General features: G+C 68.4%; 17 protein-coding genes. 12 read left to right on the forward strand and 5 right to left on the reverse strand.

Features of this window, described 5'->3' with window-relative positions:
- Position 1: 1 nt before the first annotated feature.
- Both AB0J95_RS10235 and AB0J95_RS10240 read right to left on the reverse strand, forming a co-directional pair.
- Positions 2-1,771 carry a HAMP domain-containing sensor histidine kinase gene (locus tag AB0J95_RS10235; RefSeq protein WP_364755158.1) on the reverse strand — a complete coding sequence of 590 codons (1,770 nt, stop codon included), beginning with the start codon at positions 1,769-1,771 and terminating at the stop codon, positions 2-4.
- On the reverse strand, positions 1,758-2,453 hold the full coding sequence (locus AB0J95_RS10240) for a response regulator transcription factor (protein ID WP_364755161.1): 696 nt from the start codon (positions 2,451-2,453) through the stop codon (positions 1,758-1,760). The genes AB0J95_RS10235 and AB0J95_RS10240 overlap by 14 nt, the downstream gene beginning before the upstream one ends.
- Before the next feature lie 201 nt (positions 2,454-2,654).
- Between AB0J95_RS10240 and AB0J95_RS10245 the strand changes: the two genes are divergently transcribed.
- The gene (locus tag AB0J95_RS10245) at positions 2,655-4,505 is read left to right on the forward strand and encodes a glycoside hydrolase family 3 N-terminal domain-containing protein (protein ID WP_364755163.1); all 1,851 of its coding nucleotides are present in this window, start codon (positions 2,655-2,657) and stop codon (positions 4,503-4,505) included.
- 212 nt (positions 4,506-4,717) lie between these two features.
- Positions 4,718-5,404, forward strand: coding sequence for a TetR/AcrR family transcriptional regulator (locus AB0J95_RS10250; RefSeq protein ID WP_364755166.1), 687 nt, complete (start codon positions 4,718-4,720; stop codon positions 5,402-5,404).
- Here AB0J95_RS10250 and AB0J95_RS10255 read toward each other — a convergent pair.
- On the reverse strand, positions 5,362-6,345 hold the full coding sequence (locus AB0J95_RS10255) for a Gfo/Idh/MocA family oxidoreductase (RefSeq protein WP_364755169.1): 984 nt from the start codon (positions 6,343-6,345) through the stop codon (positions 5,362-5,364). The genes AB0J95_RS10250 and AB0J95_RS10255 overlap by 43 nt on opposite strands.
- Positions 6,346-6,445: 100 nt before the next feature.
- Between AB0J95_RS10255 and AB0J95_RS10260 the strand changes: the two genes are divergently transcribed.
- From AB0J95_RS10260 to AB0J95_RS10270, 3 genes are all read left to right on the forward strand, one after another.
- Positions 6,446-6,895, forward strand: a complete 450-nt coding sequence (locus AB0J95_RS10260) for a helix-turn-helix domain-containing protein (protein ID WP_364755172.1) — start codon at positions 6,446-6,448, stop codon at positions 6,893-6,895.
- Complete coding sequence (locus AB0J95_RS10265; RefSeq protein WP_364755174.1) at positions 6,892-7,416, forward strand: hypothetical protein; 525 nt, start codon at positions 6,892-6,894, stop codon at positions 7,414-7,416. Before AB0J95_RS10260 ends, AB0J95_RS10265 begins: the two co-directional genes overlap by 4 nt.
- Positions 7,417-7,518: 102 nt before the next feature.
- The gene (locus AB0J95_RS10270) at positions 7,519-8,028 is read left to right on the forward strand and encodes a hypothetical protein (protein WP_364755176.1); all 510 of its coding nucleotides are present in this window, start codon (positions 7,519-7,521) and stop codon (positions 8,026-8,028) included.
- Here the strand turns inward: AB0J95_RS10270 and AB0J95_RS10275 are convergent.
- On the reverse strand, positions 8,023-9,282 hold the full coding sequence (locus tag AB0J95_RS10275; RefSeq protein WP_364755179.1) for a glutamine synthetase family protein: 1,260 nt from the start codon (positions 9,280-9,282) through the stop codon (positions 8,023-8,025). The genes AB0J95_RS10270 and AB0J95_RS10275 overlap by 6 nt on opposite strands.
- Positions 9,283-9,331: 49 nt before the next feature.
- On the opposite strand from AB0J95_RS10275, the gene AB0J95_RS10280 reads away from it, so the two are divergent.
- The 7 genes from AB0J95_RS10280 to AB0J95_RS10310 all read left to right on the forward strand — a co-directional run bounded on the left by AB0J95_RS10280 (position 9,332) and on the right by AB0J95_RS10310 (position 18,936).
- Positions 9,332-10,120: an acetoacetate decarboxylase family protein gene (locus AB0J95_RS10280; RefSeq protein ID WP_364755181.1), complete on the forward strand. Its 789-nt coding sequence runs from the start codon at positions 9,332-9,334 to the stop codon at positions 10,118-10,120.
- Positions 10,117-10,641 carry a MarR family transcriptional regulator gene (locus tag AB0J95_RS10285; RefSeq protein WP_364755183.1) on the forward strand — a complete coding sequence of 175 codons (525 nt, stop codon included), beginning with the start codon at positions 10,117-10,119 and terminating at the stop codon, positions 10,639-10,641. The genes AB0J95_RS10280 and AB0J95_RS10285 overlap by 4 nt, the downstream gene beginning before the upstream one ends.
- Entirely contained in the window at positions 10,638-12,056 is a 1,419-nt protein-coding gene (locus AB0J95_RS10290) for an aldehyde dehydrogenase (protein ID WP_364755185.1), read from the forward strand. Before AB0J95_RS10285 ends, AB0J95_RS10290 begins: the two co-directional genes overlap by 4 nt.
- A complete protein-coding gene (locus AB0J95_RS10295) occupies positions 12,049-12,933 on the forward strand; it encodes a 3,4-dihydroxyphenylacetate 2,3-dioxygenase (protein ID WP_364755187.1) in 885 nt (294 codons plus the stop codon). Before AB0J95_RS10290 ends, AB0J95_RS10295 begins: the two co-directional genes overlap by 8 nt.
- On the forward strand, positions 12,930-13,763 hold the full coding sequence (locus tag AB0J95_RS10300) for a fumarylacetoacetate hydrolase family protein (RefSeq protein ID WP_364755190.1): 834 nt from the start codon (positions 12,930-12,932) through the stop codon (positions 13,761-13,763). The genes AB0J95_RS10295 and AB0J95_RS10300 overlap by 4 nt, the downstream gene beginning before the upstream one ends.
- The gene (locus tag AB0J95_RS10305; protein ID WP_364755193.1) at positions 13,763-15,115 is read left to right on the forward strand and encodes an aminotransferase class I/II-fold pyridoxal phosphate-dependent enzyme; all 1,353 of its coding nucleotides are present in this window, start codon (positions 13,763-13,765) and stop codon (positions 15,113-15,115) included. The genes AB0J95_RS10300 and AB0J95_RS10305 overlap by 1 nt, the downstream gene beginning before the upstream one ends.
- Before the next feature lie 173 nt (positions 15,116-15,288).
- On the forward strand, positions 15,289-18,936 hold the full coding sequence (locus tag AB0J95_RS10310) for a helix-turn-helix domain-containing protein (protein ID WP_364755196.1): 3,648 nt from the start codon (positions 15,289-15,291) through the stop codon (positions 18,934-18,936).
- Positions 18,937-19,114: 178 nt separating this feature from the next.
- Here the strand turns inward: AB0J95_RS10310 and AB0J95_RS10315 are convergent, their stop codons facing one another.
- Entirely contained in the window at positions 19,115-20,548 is a 1,434-nt protein-coding gene (locus AB0J95_RS10315) for a cellulase family glycosylhydrolase (RefSeq protein WP_364755199.1), read from the reverse strand.
- Positions 20,549-20,586: the final 38 nt, after the last annotated feature.

Raw genomic sequence — 20,586 nt, forward strand, 5'->3', positions numbered from 1 at the left:
GTCAGGAACCTGTAGTGCCTTCGCTCGGCAGCCTGAGCGTGAACGTCGACCCCTTGCCCAAAGTGCTTGCGGCGGAGACGGTTCCGCCGTGCGCCTCGGCGAGTTTGCGGACGATCGCCAGGCCGAGCCCGCTGCCGCCACCCTGACGGCTGCGTGACTTCTCCGCGCGCCAGAACCGGTCGAACACCTTGGGCAGGTCGTCCGGGCCGATGCCGGCACCGGTGTCGATCACGTCGATGACGATCCACGGGCCGTCCCGGCGGCCCGTGACGGTGACCGAGCCGCCAGGAGGGGTGTGCCGCAGGGCATTCGTGACGAGGTTGCCCACGGCCTGGCGCAGCCGCACCGGATCCGCCTCCAGCTCGGGCTCGCCTTCGGTGCGCACGGACAGGTAGACGTCCTTGGGGTTCTGCGCGGCGGCGACCTGGGACAGGATCGCGGACAGGTGCACGTGCTCGGGGTGGATGCGCAGCTTGCCCGCGTCGGCCATGGCGAGGTCCTGCAGGTCGTCCACGATGTGCTGGAGCAGCAACGCCTCCTCCATCATGGACGCGACGAACGCCTTGTCCGGCTTGGTGACGCCGTCCTCGACCGCCTCCAGCCAGCCGCGGATGTTGCTCAACGGGGTGCGCAGCTCGTGCGCGATGTCGCTGACCATCGCCTTGCGCTGTTGCTCGTTGCGTGACCGGATGTCGGCCATCTCGTTGAACGCCAACGCCAGCTGCGCGATCTCGTCGGACCCCTTGAGCCGCACACGGGCCGTGTCGTCGCCGTCCCGCATCCGTTGCGCCGCACCGGTCAACGCCCGCAACGGACGAACCAGCCTGCCTCCGGCGAACACCGTCGCCAGCACCGCGACCAGCAGAACCAGGGCAGCCACACCGATGATCCGGGCCTTGTTGGCGGGAGACAGGTCCAGCCCGGCCGAAGCCCGACCCGCTGGGCTGGAAACGAACAACAGCGCCGCCGGGGCGACGTAGGGCACAAGCTGGTCGTGTTTGGCGGTCGCGATGCAGGTGGCGATGACCTCGTTGGCACGCAACGGTTCGGCCTGCGCGGGCGCGGATTCCGTGTACTTGTACGTGCCGTCCAGGTTCACCCGCACCGGCGGGACGTTCCGGCCGGCCAGGCACCGGTTGGTCAGCTCGGTGAGCTGGTCCAGCGCCCGGGTCTCGGTCCCGACCGGCCCGGACAGCGGCGGGCGTTCACAACTGCTGAGCGAGGCCTGGTTCGACGCCCGCACCGTGGGGCGGCCACTGGGTGTCTCCACAATGGACCCATCACCGGTGCGGCCGCGCACGCACGCGAGCACCACCTGCGCCGACTGGTCCAACGCGGTCTTCTCGTCCGGCGTCAGCAGATACGGGCCCACGGCTCGCTTGTCGACCCGGTTGGCGTCGGCTTCAGTGGCCAGGGCGGGGTCGACCGCGAGCGGGTCGATCACCGCGGACGCCTTGTCCGGCAACGACCCTTCCCCGGCGATGAGCTTGCGGTCCGGTGTGGACAGTTCGATCCGCCGTCCGGTGTCCTTGACCAGCTGGGCGACCACCGGCCCGACCCCGGCCCACTCGTTGTGCGTGGCCGCGTACCCGATCAGCGTGTCGTAGATCTTGGCGTCGTCGGCGAGCGCCTGGCCTTGCTGCTGGGTGATCGCGACCGTCGTCGTCTCGGCGGCCAGCCACGCCGTCGCGGCGATCGCGCACAGCGCCACCACCACCGAGACCACCAGCAGCCGCACCAGCAGGCTGCTGCGGAACCTACGCCTTGCCATCGGTCAGCTTGTAGCCGACGCCGTACACCGTCAGCAGCCGGACAGGCTTGCGTGGGTCGGGTTCGATCTTCTTGCGCAGGTTCATCACGTGCACGTCGATGGTCCGGGTGGTGATGTACCGGTCGAACCCGTGCATCCGTTCCAGCAACTGCGCGCGGGTGAACACCCGCTCGGGCTGGGCCGCGAGGGTTTCCAGCAGGCGGAACTCGCCGGGCGTGCACTGGACCAGCTCGCCGTCGCTGTGCAGCTCGTGCCGCACCGGGTCGACCGTCACCCCGCCGACCCGCAGCACCGGATCGGGTTGCCGCTGGTCAACAGCCTTCGTCCGGCGCAGCAGGGTGCGTACGCGGGCCATCAGCTCGCGCGGGCTGAACGGCTTGGTCACGTAGTCGTCCGCGCCCAGGTCGAGGCCGAGCAGCAGATCGTCCTCAGTGGACCGTGCGGTGAGCATCAGCACCGGCAGGTCGGACTCCCGGCGCAGGATCCGGCACACGTCCAGCCCGTCCACGCCGGGCAGCATCACGTCGAGGACCAGCAGGTCCGGCCGCTGACGGCGGACCTCGTCGAGCGCCGCGCGACCGTCGTGCACCACGACCACCGTGTGCTGCTCGCGCTCCAGGTACCGGCGGACCAGCTCGGCCTGTTTGTGGTCGTCCTCGGCGAGCACCACGTGTGCGCACATACCGGCGACTATAGGGCCATTCGGCGGACAACCCCTGGTCCTAACAGCTTTCTGACAATCTGATGTGGACAGTGCGCCGGTTCGCGTCCGTGAACAGCGGCAATGCCACCCGGTGAGGTCTGGACCACGTCCGGGAGGTCCGTTAATTTACGTTTCGAAGTAACTATCGGTGTTTCCGCCGCCGCTAGGAGGAACCGCGAAATGCGGGTTCGACGCACACTGACGCTCGGGCTGTTAGCCGGGGCGTTGGTAGTCAGCACCGCCCCACCTGTCCTGGCAAGCCATGGTCCCGCGTACAAGGACGCGTGGCTGCCGGTGCGAGTCCGGGTCAACGACCTGATGTCCCGGATGACCCTGGACGACAAGCTCGGCCAGATGATCCAGCCCGAACGCCTGGGTATCACCGACCTCACCGACCTGGCCACATACCGGATCGGCTCGCTGCTGTCCGGGGGCAGCTCGCAGCCCACCCCGAACACGCCCGTGAGCTGGGCCGACATGTACGACACGTTCCAGAACGCGGCCATGAAGTCGCCGCTGCAGATCCCGCTGATCTACGGCGTGGACGCGGTGCATGGCCACAACGGCGTCAAGGGCGCCACCGTCTTCCCGCACAACATCGGCCTGGGCGCCACCCGCGACCCGGAGCTGGCCCGCCGGATCGGCAAGGCCACCGCCGAGGAGGTGTCCGGTACGGGCATCGACTGGACGTTCGCGCCGTGCCTGTGCGTGGCCCGCAACGACCGCTGGGGCCGCACCTACGAGTCGTTCGGCGAGGTGCCCGAGCTGGCCTCGTCGATGACCACGATCATCGACGGCTTCCAGGGCCCCTGGCTGGGCGCCCCAAGCTCGATCCTGGCCACCGCCAAGCACTACGTCGGTGACGGCGGCACGACCAACGGCAAGGACCAGGGCAACACCGAGATCAGCGAGCAGGAGCTGCGCAGCGTCCACCTGCCCCCGTTCCGCGCCGCGGTCAAGCGCGGCGTCGGCTCGGTGATGATCTCGTACTCCAGCTGGAACGCCGTGAAGATGCACGCCAACGGCTACCTGATCAACGACGTGCTCAAGGGCGAGCTGGGCTTCGACGGGTTCGTCATCTCCGACTACAACGGCATCGACAAGATCGACGACAAGTCCGGGTTCACCCCCGAAGAGGTCACCGCGGGCATCAACGCCGGCATCGACATGATCATGGTGCCGTTCGCCTGGAAGCAGTTCATCGACACGATGAGGGCCGAGATCGCCAACGGCCACATCACCATGGCCCGGATCGACGACGCCAACCGCCGGATCCTGACCAAGAAGTTCGAGCTGGGCCTGTTCGAGAAGCCGCTGACCGACCGCCGGTGGCTGAACACCATCGGCAGCAAGCAGCACCGCGACCTGGCCCGGCAAGCGGTCCGCGAGTCCCAGACCCTGCTGAAGAACGACAACGATGTGTTGCCCCTGGACAAGTCCGGCAACAAGATCTTCGTGGCCGGCAAGAACGCCGATGACATCGGCAACCAGACCGGCGGCTGGACCGTGGGCTGGCAGGGCACCAGCGGCCCCGTCACCCCCGGAACGACGATCCTGCAGGGCATCCAGGCGGCCGTGAATCCCTCGACCACGGTGACCTACAGCAAGGACGGCACCGGCATCGACAGCACCTACAAGGTTGCCGTCGCCGTCATCGGCGAACTCCCGTACGCCGAGGGCAAGGGCGACCGCCCCACCACCATGGGCCTCGACCAAGCCGACCTCGACACCCTCGCGAAGCTGAAGGCCTCCGGCGTCCCCACGGTCGTCGTGATGGTGTCGGGCCGCCCGCTGGACATCGCGGCCCAGCTCCCATCGTGGAGCGCCCTGCTCGAGGCCTGGCTCCCGGGCACCGAGGGCAACGGCGTGTCCGACGTCCTGTTCGGCGACTACAACCCCACCGGCAGGCTCCCGGTGACCTGGATGCAGTCCGCCGACCAGCAGCCGATCAACGTCGGCGACGGCAAACCAGCCCTCTTCCCCTTCGGCTACGGCCTCCACTACCTCCACCACCACGGCCACGACAACTGACAGCTGACCCAACCCGACGGCGGAGCAGGACCCACTCACCCCTGCTCCGCCCCAGGGCTGCCCCACCCCGTCCCCGCGAGCCTCACTTTGGACCTGCCCGCTTCCCCTGCCGAGGCCGCCGACGGGACCATGTCAAACCGAACCGCGCCCCAGCCCGACAAACCCGCTCCGCAGGCTGATCAGACGCTTGTCTAAGGGGTTACCCTGGGGGTATGGCCAGCCTTGAGGTGATTCAGCGGGCTGCGGTGCGGCTGTTCGCCGGACGAGGCTTCGCGGCGACGGGGATCCGCGAGCTGAGCGGCGCGGCGGGGCTGAACTCCGCCACGCTCTACCACTACGCGGGCGGCAAGGAGGAGTTGCTCGCGTCCATCATGCGCGCCTGCCTGCAGGCGCTGCTGCGGGCCGGGCAGCAAGCCGTCGCGGGCAGCGACGACCCGCCCGTCCAACTCGCCCGCCTGGTCCGCGCGCATGTCGCGATGGAGTCCGCGAACCCGTTGACCTCCCGCGTGACCGATCACGAGGTGCGGTCGCTGACCGGTGGCAACCGCACCGAGATCATGGCCATGCGCGACGCCTACGAGGGCCTGTTCCGGGATGTGCTCAGCAAGGGCAGGGCCAACGGCGACTTCGACATCGCCGACCTGACCACCACCCGGCTGGCGATCATGGAGATGTGCAACGGGGTGCACAACTGGTTCAACCCCAATGGGCGGCTGACCAGGGCGGCGCTGGCCGACCGGTTCGCCGACCTGGCCTGCCGGATGACCGGCGCCCGCGCCATCGGCCGGCGGGAGGCGGGACGCCCGGTGGACGTCCCGGTCCTGCCGTCCGAACCCGGACCCGAACCCGAACCGGATCAGGCCGAGGGTGACCGGGGCGAGAGCCCCGCGGCGGTGTAGATCGCGTCGATCACGGCCATGTTCGCGATCGACTCCGAAGGCGGCGTGAGCGTCGGCTCGCCGCGCAGCACGGCCGCGGCGAATGCGTCCAACTGGTAAGCGTAGGAAGCCCGCTTCGGGAACGACTCGGTCCGCCGCCCCGCGGCGGTCCGCACGGTGAACCGGTGGAACGCCTGGGGCGCAATGGGATTGAGGATGCTCAGGGTGCCTTGGGTGCCCTCCACCCGGGCGGTCAGGCGCAGCAACGAGCTGGACCACATCGAGCAGCTCACCCGGCCGCTGGCGCCACCGGGGAACCGCAGCTCGGCGGTCATGGCCCGGTCCACTTCCGGCTTGTGCAGCTTGGCTTTCGCGCTGACGACCTCGGGTTCGGCGCCGGCCAGCGAGCGGGCCATGTGCACCGCGTAACACCCGGCGTCCATCTGTGCCCCGCCGGCCAGCGCGAGGTTGTACCGGATGTCGGAGAACCTGGGCAGCGGGAAGCTGAGCGCCGTCTCGATGCGCCGCACCTCGCCCAGCTCGCCGCCGCGCACGATCTCGACCGCACGCTGGAACAACGGGTGGTACCGGTAGTGGAACGCCTCCATCACGACGAGCCCGGCCTCTTTCGCCGCGTCCGCCACCGTCGCGGCCTCCTCGGCGTTCGCGGTGAAAGGCTTCTCGCACAACACGTGTTTCCCGGCGTCCAAAGCGGACAGTGTCCAGCGGCCGTGCAACCCGTTGGGCAGCGGGTTGTACACGGCGTCGATGTCCGGGTCGGCGAGCAGCTCCTCGTACGAGCCGTGCACGCCCGGAATGCCGTGTTTCGCCGCGAACGCCTGCGCCCGCACGCGGTCCCGCGCGGCGACGGCACTGACAGTGACATCCGCGACCGATTGCGACGGCTTGATCAGTGCGGGCGGCGCTATCCTGGCCGCGCCGAGAACTCCGATTCGCAGCATGGCAGGATTGTGTCACTACCGACTGGTGTAAACGCCGTCGGCGCCCTACCCTTTCGTAGGAGTCGCGCCAGTGTCGACGAAATGGTTTGGAGTCAGCGGGATGTCCGACCAGGTGAGCAACCGCTTAGCGGACAAGCTCAACCACCTGTTCGCCCATGTCCGGCCGCGCAGTGGTCATGAGTACAGCAATGAACAGGTTGCCGCGTCGATCTGCGCGAAGGGTGTCACCATCTCGCAGAGCTATATCTGGCAACTGCGAAAAGCCAAGAAAGACAACCCCACGCTGCGCCACGTTCAGGCGCTCGCCGACTTTTTCGGCGTACCGGCGGCGTACTTCTTCGACGACGACGTCACCGGCCGGGTGAACGAGCAGCTCGCGATGCTGCGCGCCGAGCAGGACCGGCTGACCGAGCTGGCCGGCAGCAGCGACGTGCAGCTGATGGCCATGCGCGCCGGTGAGCTGTCGGCCAAGGGGCGCAAGCAGGTGATGGATCTGCTGGACGTGGTGTACCAGCTGGAGCAGGCGAAACGGGGCGCGCTGGAGCTGTGAGCGAACGCGAGCTGCGCAAACGGTGCCGCAGGTTGTTGCGCGACCTGGACATCCGGCCACCGCTGGATGTGGCGGAACTGTGCCGCCGGGTCGGTGAGCAGCGCGGCAGGCCGATCACCCTGGTGAGCCACCCGATCCCGGTGCCGGGGCCGTTCGGCCTGTGGATCACCGCCCGCGACGCCGACTACATCCTCTACCAGCGGGAAACCTCGAAATCGCACCAGGATCACATCATCCTGCACGAGCTGGGGCACCTGCTGGCCGGTCACCGCGACGAGGGCGGCGACGAACCGCCGCCCGGGCTGGAGCCGGACACGTTGCGTGCGCAGTACCCCGATCTCGCGCCGGACGCGGTCCGCCGCGCATTGCGCCGGACATCCTACGATTCGCAGCAGGAACGCGAAGCCGAAACCGTGGCGACAATCATCCTGGAATGGGCATCCGTGCTGGACCGGGTGGGTCCGCGAAGCGCGGCGTCGCCGATGGAAAATGCGCTGTCCGGCCGGATAGGCTGGCTGTAGAACCCGAATGGAGTAGGTCTTCCGGCACTTCTCAGCGGGTAACTTCAGGTGGCTCAATGTGAGCACACCAGTTCATCGTGAGCCGGAAGGAAACTCGTGCCTGTGCAGGCAGCTACAGCCCTTGACGCGCTACGGACCGGGGAACAGGCCCAGGTCCTGGCCACCTTGCTGCGGGCCCACCCGGAGCTGGCGGCGGAGGCGGAGTGGGCCGCCACGTCGCTGCTCTCGGCGCCGTCCCGCGAGGAGGTGCGCGACCGGCTGGTGGAAACCCTGACCGGGTATGACTTCTCCGACATGGACGCGCCGGATGTCGGCGTCTGCGACCCGGACGACGCGTGCGCGTACCTCGTCGACAAGGCGCTGGACCCGTATCTGGCGGAAATCCGCCGCCGTGCCGGACTGGGCTTGACCAACGCCGCCTACGCCATCGCGACCGGCGTGGTCAGCTGCCTGTACATGCTGCGCGGTTATGAGCACAGCGCCGAACACGTCCTGGGCGGCGCGGGCCGTTTGGTGACCTATGCCAGGCGGGTCACCGATCTCCTGGAGGAGCTGGAAATCCCGCTCCCCCAGGACATTCTCACGGCAGCATGTCCGCAGTGGGCGCTATAGCAACCAAGAATATTCCCGGAACTCCCAGTCGGTCACCGCTTTGGCGAACCGGTCCAGCTCCTGGCGTTTGAGCCGGAGGTAGGCCTCGACGAACCCGCCGCCGAGCCGGTCGGCAAGGACTTTGTCCTGTTCCAACGCGTCCAGCGCGGCGCCGAGGGACGAGGGCAGAGGCGGGCCGCCCGCCGGGTTGTCCGTGGTCACGGGCTCCGGCGGGAGCATCGCGCAGTCAACGCCGTCTGCGCCCGCGGCCAGCAGTGCCGCCAGGGCGAGGTACGGATTGGCTGCGCCGTCGCCAATCCGTACCTCGAGCCGGGCGCTTTCGCCGCGGCCGGGCGGGATCCGGATGTACGCGGCGCGGTTGTCCAGGCCCCAGTAGGCGGAGATCGGCGCGAGGCCGAAGCCGAGGCGCTTGTACGCGTTGACCGTGGGGTTGAGGATCGCCGACAACGCCGGTGCGTGCGCCAGCACACCGGCCACAAAGGACAGTGCGCGCCTGCTCAGCCCGTACGGGGCCGACGGGTCGTCGAACAGGTTGACACCGTTGTCACCCCGGAGGGACAGGTGAATGTGCAGGCCATTGCCCGCCTCACCGTCGAACGGGCGGCCCATGAACGTGGCCCGCAGCCCCTTGCTCGCCGCGACCTCCTTGACCAGGTGCTTCATCAGGAACGCGTTGTCCGCCGCGGTCAGCGCGGGCGTGTGGTCCAGGTTGATCTCGAACTGGCCGCCGCCGACCTCCTGGTTGCCCGCGTACGCGCCAAGTGGAGCGAGCGTCCGTAGCAGCAAGGGAAGCATGCCGTCCGGGTCGTTGGCCGTGCCGACGACGTACCCGGCGGTGTCGCGTTCGACGTAGAGCCGCCAGGGATCCGGCCGGAGCAGGGAGAACTCCAGCTCGGGTCCGACGATCGGAGTACCTTCCAGGCCGTTCAGCTGGGCGCGCAGCACGGATCGTGACGACAGGCCGGGATCGTCGACGTCCGCGACGCAGACCAGCTCGTCGCCGACCCTGATCGCGGTGGACACGTCGGGCCGGGCGACGGCGTCCGGCCAGCCGCTGCCGGTGCTCTCCGGGCCGTGGACCGGGTTCGCGCCGAGGTCGGTCAGCAGGGACGCGCGGGCGAACGAGATGCCCTGCTCGACGATCTTCCCGAACGCCTGGGGCAGCACATCCTTGCCCCGGGCGACGCCGTGCAGGTCGCTCCAGAGCACCCGGACCAGCTCGATCGCGTCAAGGTCGACCTTGCCTTCAGCCACCGGACCTCCCTATTGTTTGGATCCAAACGATACCGCCCGGAGGTGGCTCATGCGAGGGTTCTCGTACCCGAAATCCGCTACCGGCCGGTCCGCACTGGTGCCGGAGCCGCCGTGGTTCTACTCCGGTGACCTGCTCACCGTCGAGTACCGCACGGACCCGGCCCGGGTCGCCGAGCTGCTGCCGCCGCCGTTGGACCTCGCCGAGGACGACCCGGGCGCGGTCGCGTTGATCTGGGCGGACTGGCAGTCCTGCGGGTCCTCGCGCGAGGAGCTCCTCGACCCGGTGCGGGCGCAGTACAAGGAGTGCTTCGCCGTCGTGCGCTGCCGCTACCAGGGAAGACTGTTCTCCCGGTGTGTGTACATCTGGGTGGACAAGGACTTCGCCATCGCCCGCGGCCTGCACCAGGGCTATCCCAAGAAACTCGGCTCGATTCACCAGACCCGGCCGCACCCGTACGGCCCCGCCCCGCGCCTCGAGGCCGGCGCCCGGTTCGGCGCGACCCTCGCCGCCGCCGACCGGCGGCTCGCCGAAGCCGTCGTCACCCTGCGGGAACCGAGTGAGACCAACGGGTTCGTCAATGCCCACCCGATGGCGCACAACCGTTGGGTGGAGTCCATCGACGGCAACGGCCTCGCCCTGGACGAACTGGTCCAAAGTGGAGCGTCATCGTTCGAAGCCGGTCCAGCCTGGCGCGGCGACGCTTCTCTAACACTGTTAGAGGCGCCGACTGAGGAGCTGGCGTCGCTGGAAGTGCACGAGATCATCGGCGCCTACTACCGGCAGGTCGGCGTGCGCTGGGACGCGGGCACCCTGCTGACCTCGGGACAAACGCGATGACGGGCCACCATTCCCTTGAGGACACCGAGAAAGCCGTCGAAGCCAAGCTCGGCGGCCTGCCATTGCAATGGGAACAGATGCAGGCCGCGGCGAACATCCACCGCGCGGCCGCCGCCGTCCGGCTGCACTTCGAGAACTCAGTACTGCGCGGCCCGGACCTGACCTGGACCGCCTTCGTGGTGCTGTGGGTGGTCTGGATCTGGGGCGAGATGGAGACCCGGTACGTCGCCAAGGAAGCCGGGATCACCAAGGGAACCCTGACCGGCGTGGTGAAAACCCTGGAAGCACGCGGCCTGGCCGTCCGCACCAAACACGCCGCGGACGGCCGGCTGGTGCTGATCTCCCTGACCGGCAAGGGCGAGGAACTCATGCGGACGTTGTTCCCGGCCTTCAACGCGGAAGAGGCCTTCGTGACCGAGCGACTGTCCACATCGGAAGCCAAGACCCTGGCCGCGTTACTGCGCAAGGTGGTGTCGCAAGTGGAGGATCACGGCGAGGAGCGACGGGCGGCGCTGCGATGATCGAGCACTGGATCGGCGGCCGCCGGGTCGCATCGAAGACCACTTTCGCCGACCACTCCCCCATCGACGGCGTGCCGCCGACCCCAGTGGCCCGCGGCGGTCCGGCCGAGGTGGAGGCGGCCGTCCACGCGGCGAAAGCGGCGTTCTCGTCCTGGAGCAAGACAAGCCGCGAGGAACGCGCGAGCGTCCTGCACGCCATCGCGGACGGCGTGGACAAGCGGGCCAACGTCCTCGCGGAAGTGGAGACATCGGACAACGGGGCGCTGCTGCGGTCGCACCTGCGCGGTGTGATGCCGCGGGTGGCGCACAACTTCCGGTTCTTCGCGGACTGGCTCGTCGGCGAGCTGCACCACCCCGGCTTCGACACGCGGACGTACACCAACCACGTGAGCTGGGACCCGGCCGGGGTGTGCGCGTTGATCACGCCGTGGAACGCGCCGCTGATGCTGGCCACCTGGAAGATCGCGCCCGCCCTGGCCGCGGGCAACACGGTCGTGCTCAAGCCCGCGGAGTGGACGCCGATGACCGCGTCGCTGCTGTGTGACATCGCCGCCGAGGCCGGATTGCCTGACGGTGTCCTGAATGTCGTCCAGGGCTACGGCGAAGAGGTTGGCACGCCGTTGGTTTCACACCCGGAGGTGCGGCGGATCAGCTTCACCGGGTCCGTGCCCACCGCCAGGCTGATCGCCGCCGCGGCCGCGCCGAACCTGACGCCGACGAGTTTCGAGCTGGGCGGGAAGTCGCCGCTGATCGTGTTCGCCGACGCCGATCTCACGCTGGCCGCCGACCTCGCGATCGAGCAGTACGACAACGCCGGTCAGGTCTGCCTGGCCGGAACACGGTTGCTGGTCGAGGAAAGCATCGCCGGCGAGTTCACCGCGCGGTTGCTGCACCGGATAGCCATGCTCAACCAGGGCGATCCGCGCGAGGAGAGCACCGACATCGGCCCGCAGATCCACCCCGATCACCTCGACCGGATCGACGGGTTCGTCCAGCGCGCGAAGGCCGCCGGAGCGACCGCCCTGGCCGGCGGCGGCCCGAACACCGACCTCGGCGGCCTGTACTACCAGCCGACTCTCTTCACGAACGTGGCGCCAGACTCGGAGATCGTCACCGAGGAGGTGTTCGGCCCGGTCCTCACACTGCAGACGTTCAGCACCGAGGAGCAGGCCGTGACCATGGCCAACAGCACCAGGTTCGGGCTGGCGGCGGTCGTGGTGACGACGGATCCGCAACGGGCCCAACGCGTCTCGGGGCAGCTCGTGGCCGGCACGGTATGGGTGAACTGCTTCTTCGTCCGCGACCTGCGAGCCCCGTTCGGCGGGTCACGGCAGTCCGGGATCGGCCGCGAGGGCGGAAACTGGAGCTTCGACTTCTATTGCGATGTAAAGAATACGGTGAGTCCTCATGGGTGAAGTCGTCGGCGCGGGCCTGCTGTCCCACGTGCCCACCATTGTTCTGCCCGAAGCGGATCGCCTGGACCTCAACGAGGGCAAGGAGATCTCCCTCGTGACCGGGCTCGAGCAACTCCGTGCCGAGGTGTTCGACAAGCTCGACTACGACACCGTCGTCGTGCTCGACTCGCACTGGGCGACCACGGTCGAGTTCGTTGTGACAGCCCACGAACGCCGCACGGGACTGTACACATCGGAGGAACTCCCCCGCGGGATGTGCCGGATGCCCTACGACTTCGACGGCGACCCCGAACTGGCGCATGCCATAGCGAGCCACCAGGAGACGCACCAGACCTGGATCACCCCGATCGACGACGAGAACCTGCCGATCTTCTACGCCACCCTGAACCTGTGGACCTATCTGGGGGTGCCGGGAAAGCGCTGGGTGTCCATCGGGGTCTGCCAGACCGCGGACACCGAGGACTTCCTGCGCCTGGGCCGAGCGCTCGGCGACGGCATCCGGGATGCCGGCCGCAAGGTGCTGCTCATCGCGTCCGGCGCGCTGTCGCACACCTTCTGGCCGCTGCGCGAACTCCGCTCACACGAGGCCAGCGATCCCGTGCACATCTTCAGCGCCCAGGCGCGGGCCGCCGACGCGGAGCGGATCGACTGGTTCAAACAAGGCGATCACGCCAGGGTGCTGACCACCATGCCGGAGTTCCTGAAAGTCAAGCCCGAGGCCAAGTTCGGCCACTACCTGATGATGATCGGCGCGCTGGGCGAGGAGCGTTGCACCGCGCCCGGCCGCCAGTACGGCGACTACGAGAACGCGATCGGCACCGGCCAGGTGCACCTCTGGTTCGACCGTCCGGCCCAAGGATGGACCACAGCGACATGAGTGAGACCCGAAGGATCCTGCTCGACGGCACCATCGTCACCGTCAGCCGCGACGGCGATGAACTCGTCGCCGGGGACGGCAGGCGTGTTCCCGCGGACACCGCGACCCACCTGCCGCCGGTCGAGCCGAGCAAGATCATCGCCGTGCACCTGAACCACCGCAGCCGGGTCGAGGAGTTCATGACCAGACTCCCGCCCGCGCCGACCTACTTCCACAAGCCGACCTCCGCGCTGAACTCGCACGGCGGCAACGTGATCCGGCCGGAGGGCTGCAAGTACCTCAACTACGAGGGCGAGATCGCCATCGTCATCGGCCGCACCTGCCGCGGCATCGCGCCCGAGGAGGCGGGCGACTACATCGCAGGCTACACGGTCGCGAACGACTACGGCCTGCACGACTTCCGCGACACTGACGCCGGGTCGATGTTGCGGGTCAAGGGGTCCGACACGTTCTGCCCGCTCGGGCCCGGCCTGGTCACCGGCTGGGACTTCCACGGCAAGGGCATCCGGACCTACGTCAACGGCGAGCTGGTCCAAAGTGGATCGACCGGCGAGATGCAGTGGGACATGCACTACCTCGTCGCCGACATCGCCCGGCTGATCACGCTCAACCCCGGCGACGTCCTGCTTTCCGGGACACCCGCCAACTCCAGGCCGGTCCAGCCCGGCGACACCGTCGAGGTCGAAGTGGACGGCCTGGGACGGCTCACCAACCACATCGTGACCGGCGCCCCGGTGCGCACGGATGTCGGCGCCCAGCCGACCGAGTCGGACGAGGTCCGGTCGACCGCCCTGGGCGGCGACTGGGAGCTGCGCGGAAGGAAGAAGTGATGGACCTGCGGACCTGGCTGGGCAACGCCACCACCGCGTTCGGCACCTGGGCCGGCGGTTTCGGGGAGTACCAGGCACATCCGGCGCTGCACGTCGAGGACGACAAGTTCGCCGCGGCGTTCGCGGAGCTGACCGAGCGCCTCGCGGGTGACAACCCGTACTTCCACCCGCGCTACGCCGGGCAGATGCAGAAACCGCCGCACCCCGCGGCGGTCGTGGGCTACCTGACCACGATGTTGAACAACCCCAACAACCACGCCCTCGACGGCGGCCCGGCCACCGCGAAGATGGAACGCGAGGTGGTCGCCCAGCTGGCCACGATGTTCGGCTTCGGCACCCACCTGGGCCACCTGACCAGCAGTGGGACCATCGCCAACCTCGAAGCCCTGTTCGTCGCCCGGGAAACCCACCCTGGCAAGGGAATCGCGTACAGCGCCGAGTCGCACTACACGCATCCCCGGATGTGCCACGTGCTGGGCATCCCGTCGTACAAGGTTCCGGTGGACAAAACCGGCAAGATGGACCTGAACGCGCTGGACCACCTGCTGTCCAGTGAGGACATCGGCACGGTCGTGATGACCGCCGGGACGACCAGCCTCGGAGTCGTCGAACCGATCCACGAAGCCTTGGCGCTCAAGGAGAAGTACGGCGTCCGCATCCACGTCGACGCCGCATACGGCGGCTTCCACACACTGCTCGCCGAGCCGAACGGCCCATGGCAGGCGATCGCCCGGTGCGACTCGGTCGTGGTAGACCCGCACAAACACGGCCTCCAGCCCTACGGTTGCGGTGCGGTGCTGTTCAGCGATCCCGCAGTCGGCCGGTTCTACCTGCACGATTCGCCCTACACGTACTTCACCTCCGAAGAGCTGCACCCCGGTGAGATCAGCCTGGAGTGCTCCCGGTCCGGCGCCTCGGCGGCCGCGTTCTGGCTGACGCTCAAGCTGTTCCCGTTGACCCGCAGCGGTCTTGGCGAGGTGCTCGCGGCGGGCAGGCGAGCGGCGCTGGAGTTCGCCGTGCTGATCGACGAGTCCGATGAGTTCACCCTGTACCAACGGCCGGAGCTGGACATCGTCACCTATTTCGCGGGTGACTCCATGTCCGCAATAGACAAGGACTCGGACCGGATCCTGCACGCCGGGATGACCGACCCGGACGATCCGGTCTACGTCTCCACCATGCGCGTGACCGCCGACGCGATGACCGCGCGCCACCCCGGGGTCGCCGCCGACGTGGACGCGGGCCGGATCCTGCGCAGCGTGCTGATGAAGCCGGAGGAGGAGTTCTACGTCAGGCAGTTGCACTCCCGGCTGACCGGCCTCATCACTGGTCAGGAACGTCCACGGGGGTGATCCGGGTGGACTTCACCCTGCGCGACGTGGCCCCTACCACCTGCTGATCTCCCAGGTCAGCCCGATCGGCGGGCCTACCGCTGTGTTAACCCGATTGACGGTCGACAGTGCTGGCTGGTGGCGATCAGTTCTGTGGTTAATGACAATGGACCCTCTGTCCGGGAGGGGGCCATATGCCTGCTCGTGAACGGCCGTTGGACTCCGACGGCGGCCCGCTCGCCGAATTCGCCGCGGCCTTACGCCAACTGCGCGACCAGGCGGGCAGTCCGCCGTACCGCGAACTGGGCCGCCGGGCGCACTATTCGGCCGGCACCCTGTCCGAGGCGGCGAGCGGCCGCAAGCTGCCCACCCTCGCGGTCACCCTCGCCTACGTCCAGGCCTGTGACGGCGACACCGCGGACTGGGAACACCGCTGGCACCGGCTCGCCGCCGCACTGGCCACCCCGGCCGGGCCCGAACCCGGCTCGCAGTCGCCCTACCTGGGGCTGGCCGCGTTCCAGGCCGAGGACTGCGCCCGGTTCTTCGGCCGGGAACGGCTGATCGACGACCTGTACGCCCGGCTGACCACCCGCCGGTTCCTCGCGGTGTTCGGCCCGTCGGGCGCGGGCAAGTCCTCTTTGCTGCGCGCCGGGCTGCTTCCCCGGTTCACCACCACGATCCTGTTCACCCCCGGTGCGCATCCGTTGGCGGAGTTCGCGATCCAGCTGGCGCCGCACGCCGGGACCACGGCCGGCCGCCTGCACACCGAACTCGCCCAGAGCCCGGATCTGGTGATCCGCCAGGCCACCAAGAACCTCGTCGTGGTGGTCGACCAGTTCGAGGAGATCTTCACCCTCTGCACGGACCCCGAGGAACGCTCCGAGTTCGTCCGTGCCCTGCTCGCGGCGACCATCGACGGCCGGGTCGTGATCGGCATGCGTTCGGACTTCTACACGCAGTGCGCCGAACACCCCGAGCTGACCGCGGCCCTGTCCGACTCGCAGGTCCTCGTGGGGCAGATGACCGCGAGCGAACTGCGGTCGGCCATCACCCAACCCGCGATCCAGGCCGGGTTCAGCGTCGAAGGCGACCTGGTGGCGCAGCTGATCGCGGAGGCGGGCGGCCGGGTCGGCGCGCTTCCGCTGATGTCCCATGCATTGCGCGAAACCTGGCACCGGAGGCGTGGAACCACGTTGACGCTCAACGGGTACCACGCGGCCGGAGGCATCCAGGGCTGCATCGCTCAGACCGCCGAAGCGCACTACACCGCGCTGGACAAAGGCCAGCAGACCAAGGTGCGCCAGCTGTTCCTACGTCTCGTGGCGCTGGACTCCACCGACACCAAACGCCGGATCCACCGCTGCGAGCTGGACGCGGACGATCCGGACATCGAGCTGATCCTCAGCAGGCTCACCGAGTCGCGACTGATCACAGTGGACAGTGACACCATCGAGGTGACCCACGAGTCGCTGTTCACGGCCTGGCCCCGGCTGGGCGGCTGGCTCACCGAGGACCGGGAGACGCTGCGGATCCAGCGCCAGCTCACCGAGGCCAGCGCCACCTGGGAGTCCCTCGACCGCGACCCCGGCGCCCTCTACCGTGGCAGCCTGCTGGCCACGGCCAAGGAAAGCCCGAACCTGACCCTGGCGCCACGCGAGCGCGAGTTCCTCAACGCCAGCATCGACGCCGCCAACGCCGCCCAACGCATCGAACGCAAACGGATCCGCGAACTGCGCTGGCTGGCCGTGTCGCTGACGATCCTGCTCGTGGCCACCGCGGGCCTGGCCGTGCTCGCGTTGTCCAACCAGCGGTCCACCGAGGAACAACGCCAGATCGGCCTGTCCCGCGAACTGGCCGCCCAGGCCACCGCGGTCGCCCAGCAGGACACCGGCCAGGCGATGCAGCTGGCGATCAAGGCGGTGAACGCCTCCCCCACCATCGAGGCCCGCAGCGCCTTGCTCAGCGTGGCCGGCCGGCCCGCCACAAACGGGATGATCCCGGCGACCGGCGAGATCGCGCTCAGCAACGACGGCTCGATGCTGGCCATCTCCAGCGTGCAGACCTCCAGCGACGGCCGCGAGGCCGAGAGCGACAAGAACGTCGTCAAGATGTGGGATCTGGTCAAGCACACGGAGATCACCACGCTGAGCCAGGGCACCCGGGTCACCCAGGCGATGGCGATCAGCAACGACCGCACCCTGCTGGTGGTCGGCTCGGACTCGGGCTCGCTGCGGGTGTGGACGCTGACCGTGCCGGTCTACGCGCGCGAGCAGAAGATCCCGGTGCCGGACGACTCCCACCCGTCGCCCACGATCCAGTCGGTGGCGATCAGCAACGACAACACGCGGATCGCGACCATGGACCTCGACGGGACGGTCCGGCTGTGGGACACCCGGACCCTGACCCAGCTGCGGTGGTGGCCCGGGCCGGGCAACCAGGACCGGGAGGACGCCGGCCGCCGGTCCGGCATGCTCCGGTTCACCCCCGACGGCCGGACGCTGATCACCTCGGCCCAGCAGGAGATCACCTTCCGGGACACGGTGACCGGCGAGACCAAGCAGCACCTGGACGTGGCCGACTGGCCGTTCGCGCTCACCCCGGAGGGCGACCGGATCGCCGCCTCCAGCCGGTCCGGCGGCGCCGACGTCGGCATCTGGGACGTCGACACGCTGCAGCTCGTGGGCCGGCTGCCGATCTCCGGCCTGGTGACCGGCCTGGCGTTCGACCACGGCAACCTCGTCGTGTCCGGCCAGCGCGCGGGAACGACGATCTGGAGCACGGACCACAGCTCACCGGTCCGCCTGTCCGCCGACGACGCCTCCGCGGTGGCCAGCGCCAACGGCACCATCGTCGTGGTCGGTCCGGCCAGCACGACCATCTGGAACCTGGCCAGGCTGCCCGTGCTCGCCTTCGGCACGCCCGACGACTTGGCCTACTTCAACGACACCAAGACGGTTTACGCGGCGGGGCCAACGCTGCCGTTGCAGACCTGGGACACCACCGCCCGCGCGTACCCGAAGACGCTGTCCTCCGGGATCGACACCGGCCGCAGCGTGTTCAGCCCGGACCGGTCCCGGCTGGCGACCACCCAGCCGGACGGCCGGACCGCCGTCCTCAACACCCGCACCGGCAACCGGATCGTCATGCTGGAAACGGACCGCGACACCGTGCCGATCGGTTTCGGTTCCGAGGGCAAAACGCTGGCGACGGCCACCACACTCACCGAAGGACAAACGGACGTCACGATCTGGGATGCCGAGACCGGTAAAGCCGTCACCAGCGTGACCGACGGACCCGGAAAACAGGCCTACGGCAATTCCGGACGCATGATCGCGACCTTCAGCCAGGGACGCATCCGGGTCTGGGACGCGGCCACCCGTCAGCTCGTGGCGAACTTCCAGACACTGCCGAACAAGGTCGAGTCATTGGCCTTCGACCCGGCCGGAACGTATGTCTACGCCGGTTACGAGGACGGCCGGATCTCGGTCTGGGACACCGCCCGGAAAGAGCACATCATCGACCTTCCCGCGCACACCCGTTCGGTCACCGCGCTTTCCCCGAGCCCCAACCACGCCATGCTCGCGTCCGGCAGCAAGGACAACACGGTCGTCATCTGGGACACCAAGACCTGGCAACGGCTCGCGACGCTCACCGGGCACACCGGTTCGGTCAGCGCACTCGGCTGGTCCGCGGACAACGGCGTTCTCGTGTCCGGGAGTGTGGACGGAACGATCATCGCCTGGCCCACCGAGCCAGGTCAGGCCATCCGCCAGCTGTGCACGGCGATGTGGGCGGACTTCCCGCAGCGGGCCGAGCAGATGCCGGGCACCTGCCCGCGCTGATGTTCGGATCTCGTCGTTCGGCTTCGCTCGACCGACACCGAACATCGATTCCGGGCTACACCTTTCCCATCAGCGGGTGCCGGGCCGGAAGGTAACGAAATGAAGATGCTTGGGAACCAGAACTTCCTCGCGTGAGTGGCCGGTCTCGGGGGAGGGCCACTCACGCGGGGAACTCACGTCAGCCGGTCGGGAAATCGTCTGGCGTGCGGGTCCGGTCCCGCACCCAGACCCCGGCCGGTTTCAGCACCGAGGTGCCGGCGAAGGTGTTGCCGGAACAGGTGCCGGTCTTGAACACCGCACCGGACCGGTTGTCGTCCGAGAAGTTCCAGTTCGTCCAGCCGATCTTCTTGCTCGCCATCAGATCGATGTACTGCTGGGACATCGTGAAGTCGTTCCCACCGTCGCCGCTTGAGGTCTGCGTGCCGAATTCGGTGACGAAGACCGGCACGCGGTCGGCGATTCGCGACAGGGCGTTCAGATAGTTCGTCTTGTGCGAGGCCGCGTAGAAGTGGAACGTGTACATGAAGTTGGTGGCGTTGATCGGGTTGTTGAACACCTCGGTCTCGCTGCCGCCGTCGGAGATGCCGAACGTCGACCAGCCGTGCGTGCCGACGAACACCACGCCGTCCGGGTCCTGGGCGCGGATCACCGGGATCATCTGCTCGGCGTAGCTCTTCACCTTCGGCCAGCTCACCCCGTTGGGCTCGTTGGCGATGTCGTAGATGATGTTGATCTTGTCCTTGTGCCGCTGGGCGATCTCGGTGAAGAACGTCTTGGCGCGGGCCAGGTTGGCGTTCGGGTCGCCCGGGGTCAGCTGGTGCCAGTCGACCAGCGCGTACATGCCGCGCTTGGTGGCCTCCTCGATGTAGCCGTGCACCAGGTCGGTGAACTTGCGCGGGTTGGTCTCGTAGCCGCCCTCCTGGATGTACATCGAGATCCGGAAGATGTCGGCCTTCCAGTCGTTGGCCAGCGCGTCCAGCGAGGCGGTCTTGACGCACTGGGCGTACCACTGGATCCCGTGCGTGCTCATGCCACGCAGCTGAACCGGCTTGTCGTACTTGTTGCACAGCTTGGTGCCGCACACGTGCAGCTGGCCGTTGATGGCCACCGGGGTGTCGCCGGCAGGCGGCTCGGGGTCGGTGCCCGCGGTGTCGACGGTGAGCGAGTCGGTGTTGGGACCGCCGGTCGCCGTGGTCGAGGTCGTGCGGATCTTGTTGCTGCCGGCGGCGAGCGTGGCCGTGGTGGTGACGTTCTGCCAGTTGGTCCACTCGCCGGTCGCCGGGAAGGCGACGCTCTTGGGCGCGCCTCCGTTGACGGTCAGGTTCATCGGCCGGTTGGCCGTGGTCCCGTTGGCGTACCGGAAGATCAACGAGTAGGTGCCGGCGGTGGGCGCGTTCACCGTGTACTCGACGTAGCTTCCGACCAGGTTGTCGACGTTGACGAACCCGGTCCCGGTGTAGCCCTGGTGGTTCGAGTCCACCTGGCCTTGCGAGATCAGCTGGTCCTCGGACTCGTAGCGGACCGGCGCGGCGCTCGCGGGCTGGGCGAGGACCAGCCCGCAGAGCGCGGTGCAACCGGCCAGCGCGAGCGCGGGCCATCTTGATCGGGCCACTGATGCCTCCTGCAGGGTCGGGGCGGCGGCGGCTTGGT

The sequence above is a fragment of the Actinocrispum sp. NPDC049592 genome (assembly GCF_040675465.1).
GTDB lineage: Bacteria > Actinomycetota > Actinomycetes > Mycobacteriales > Pseudonocardiaceae > Kibdelosporangium.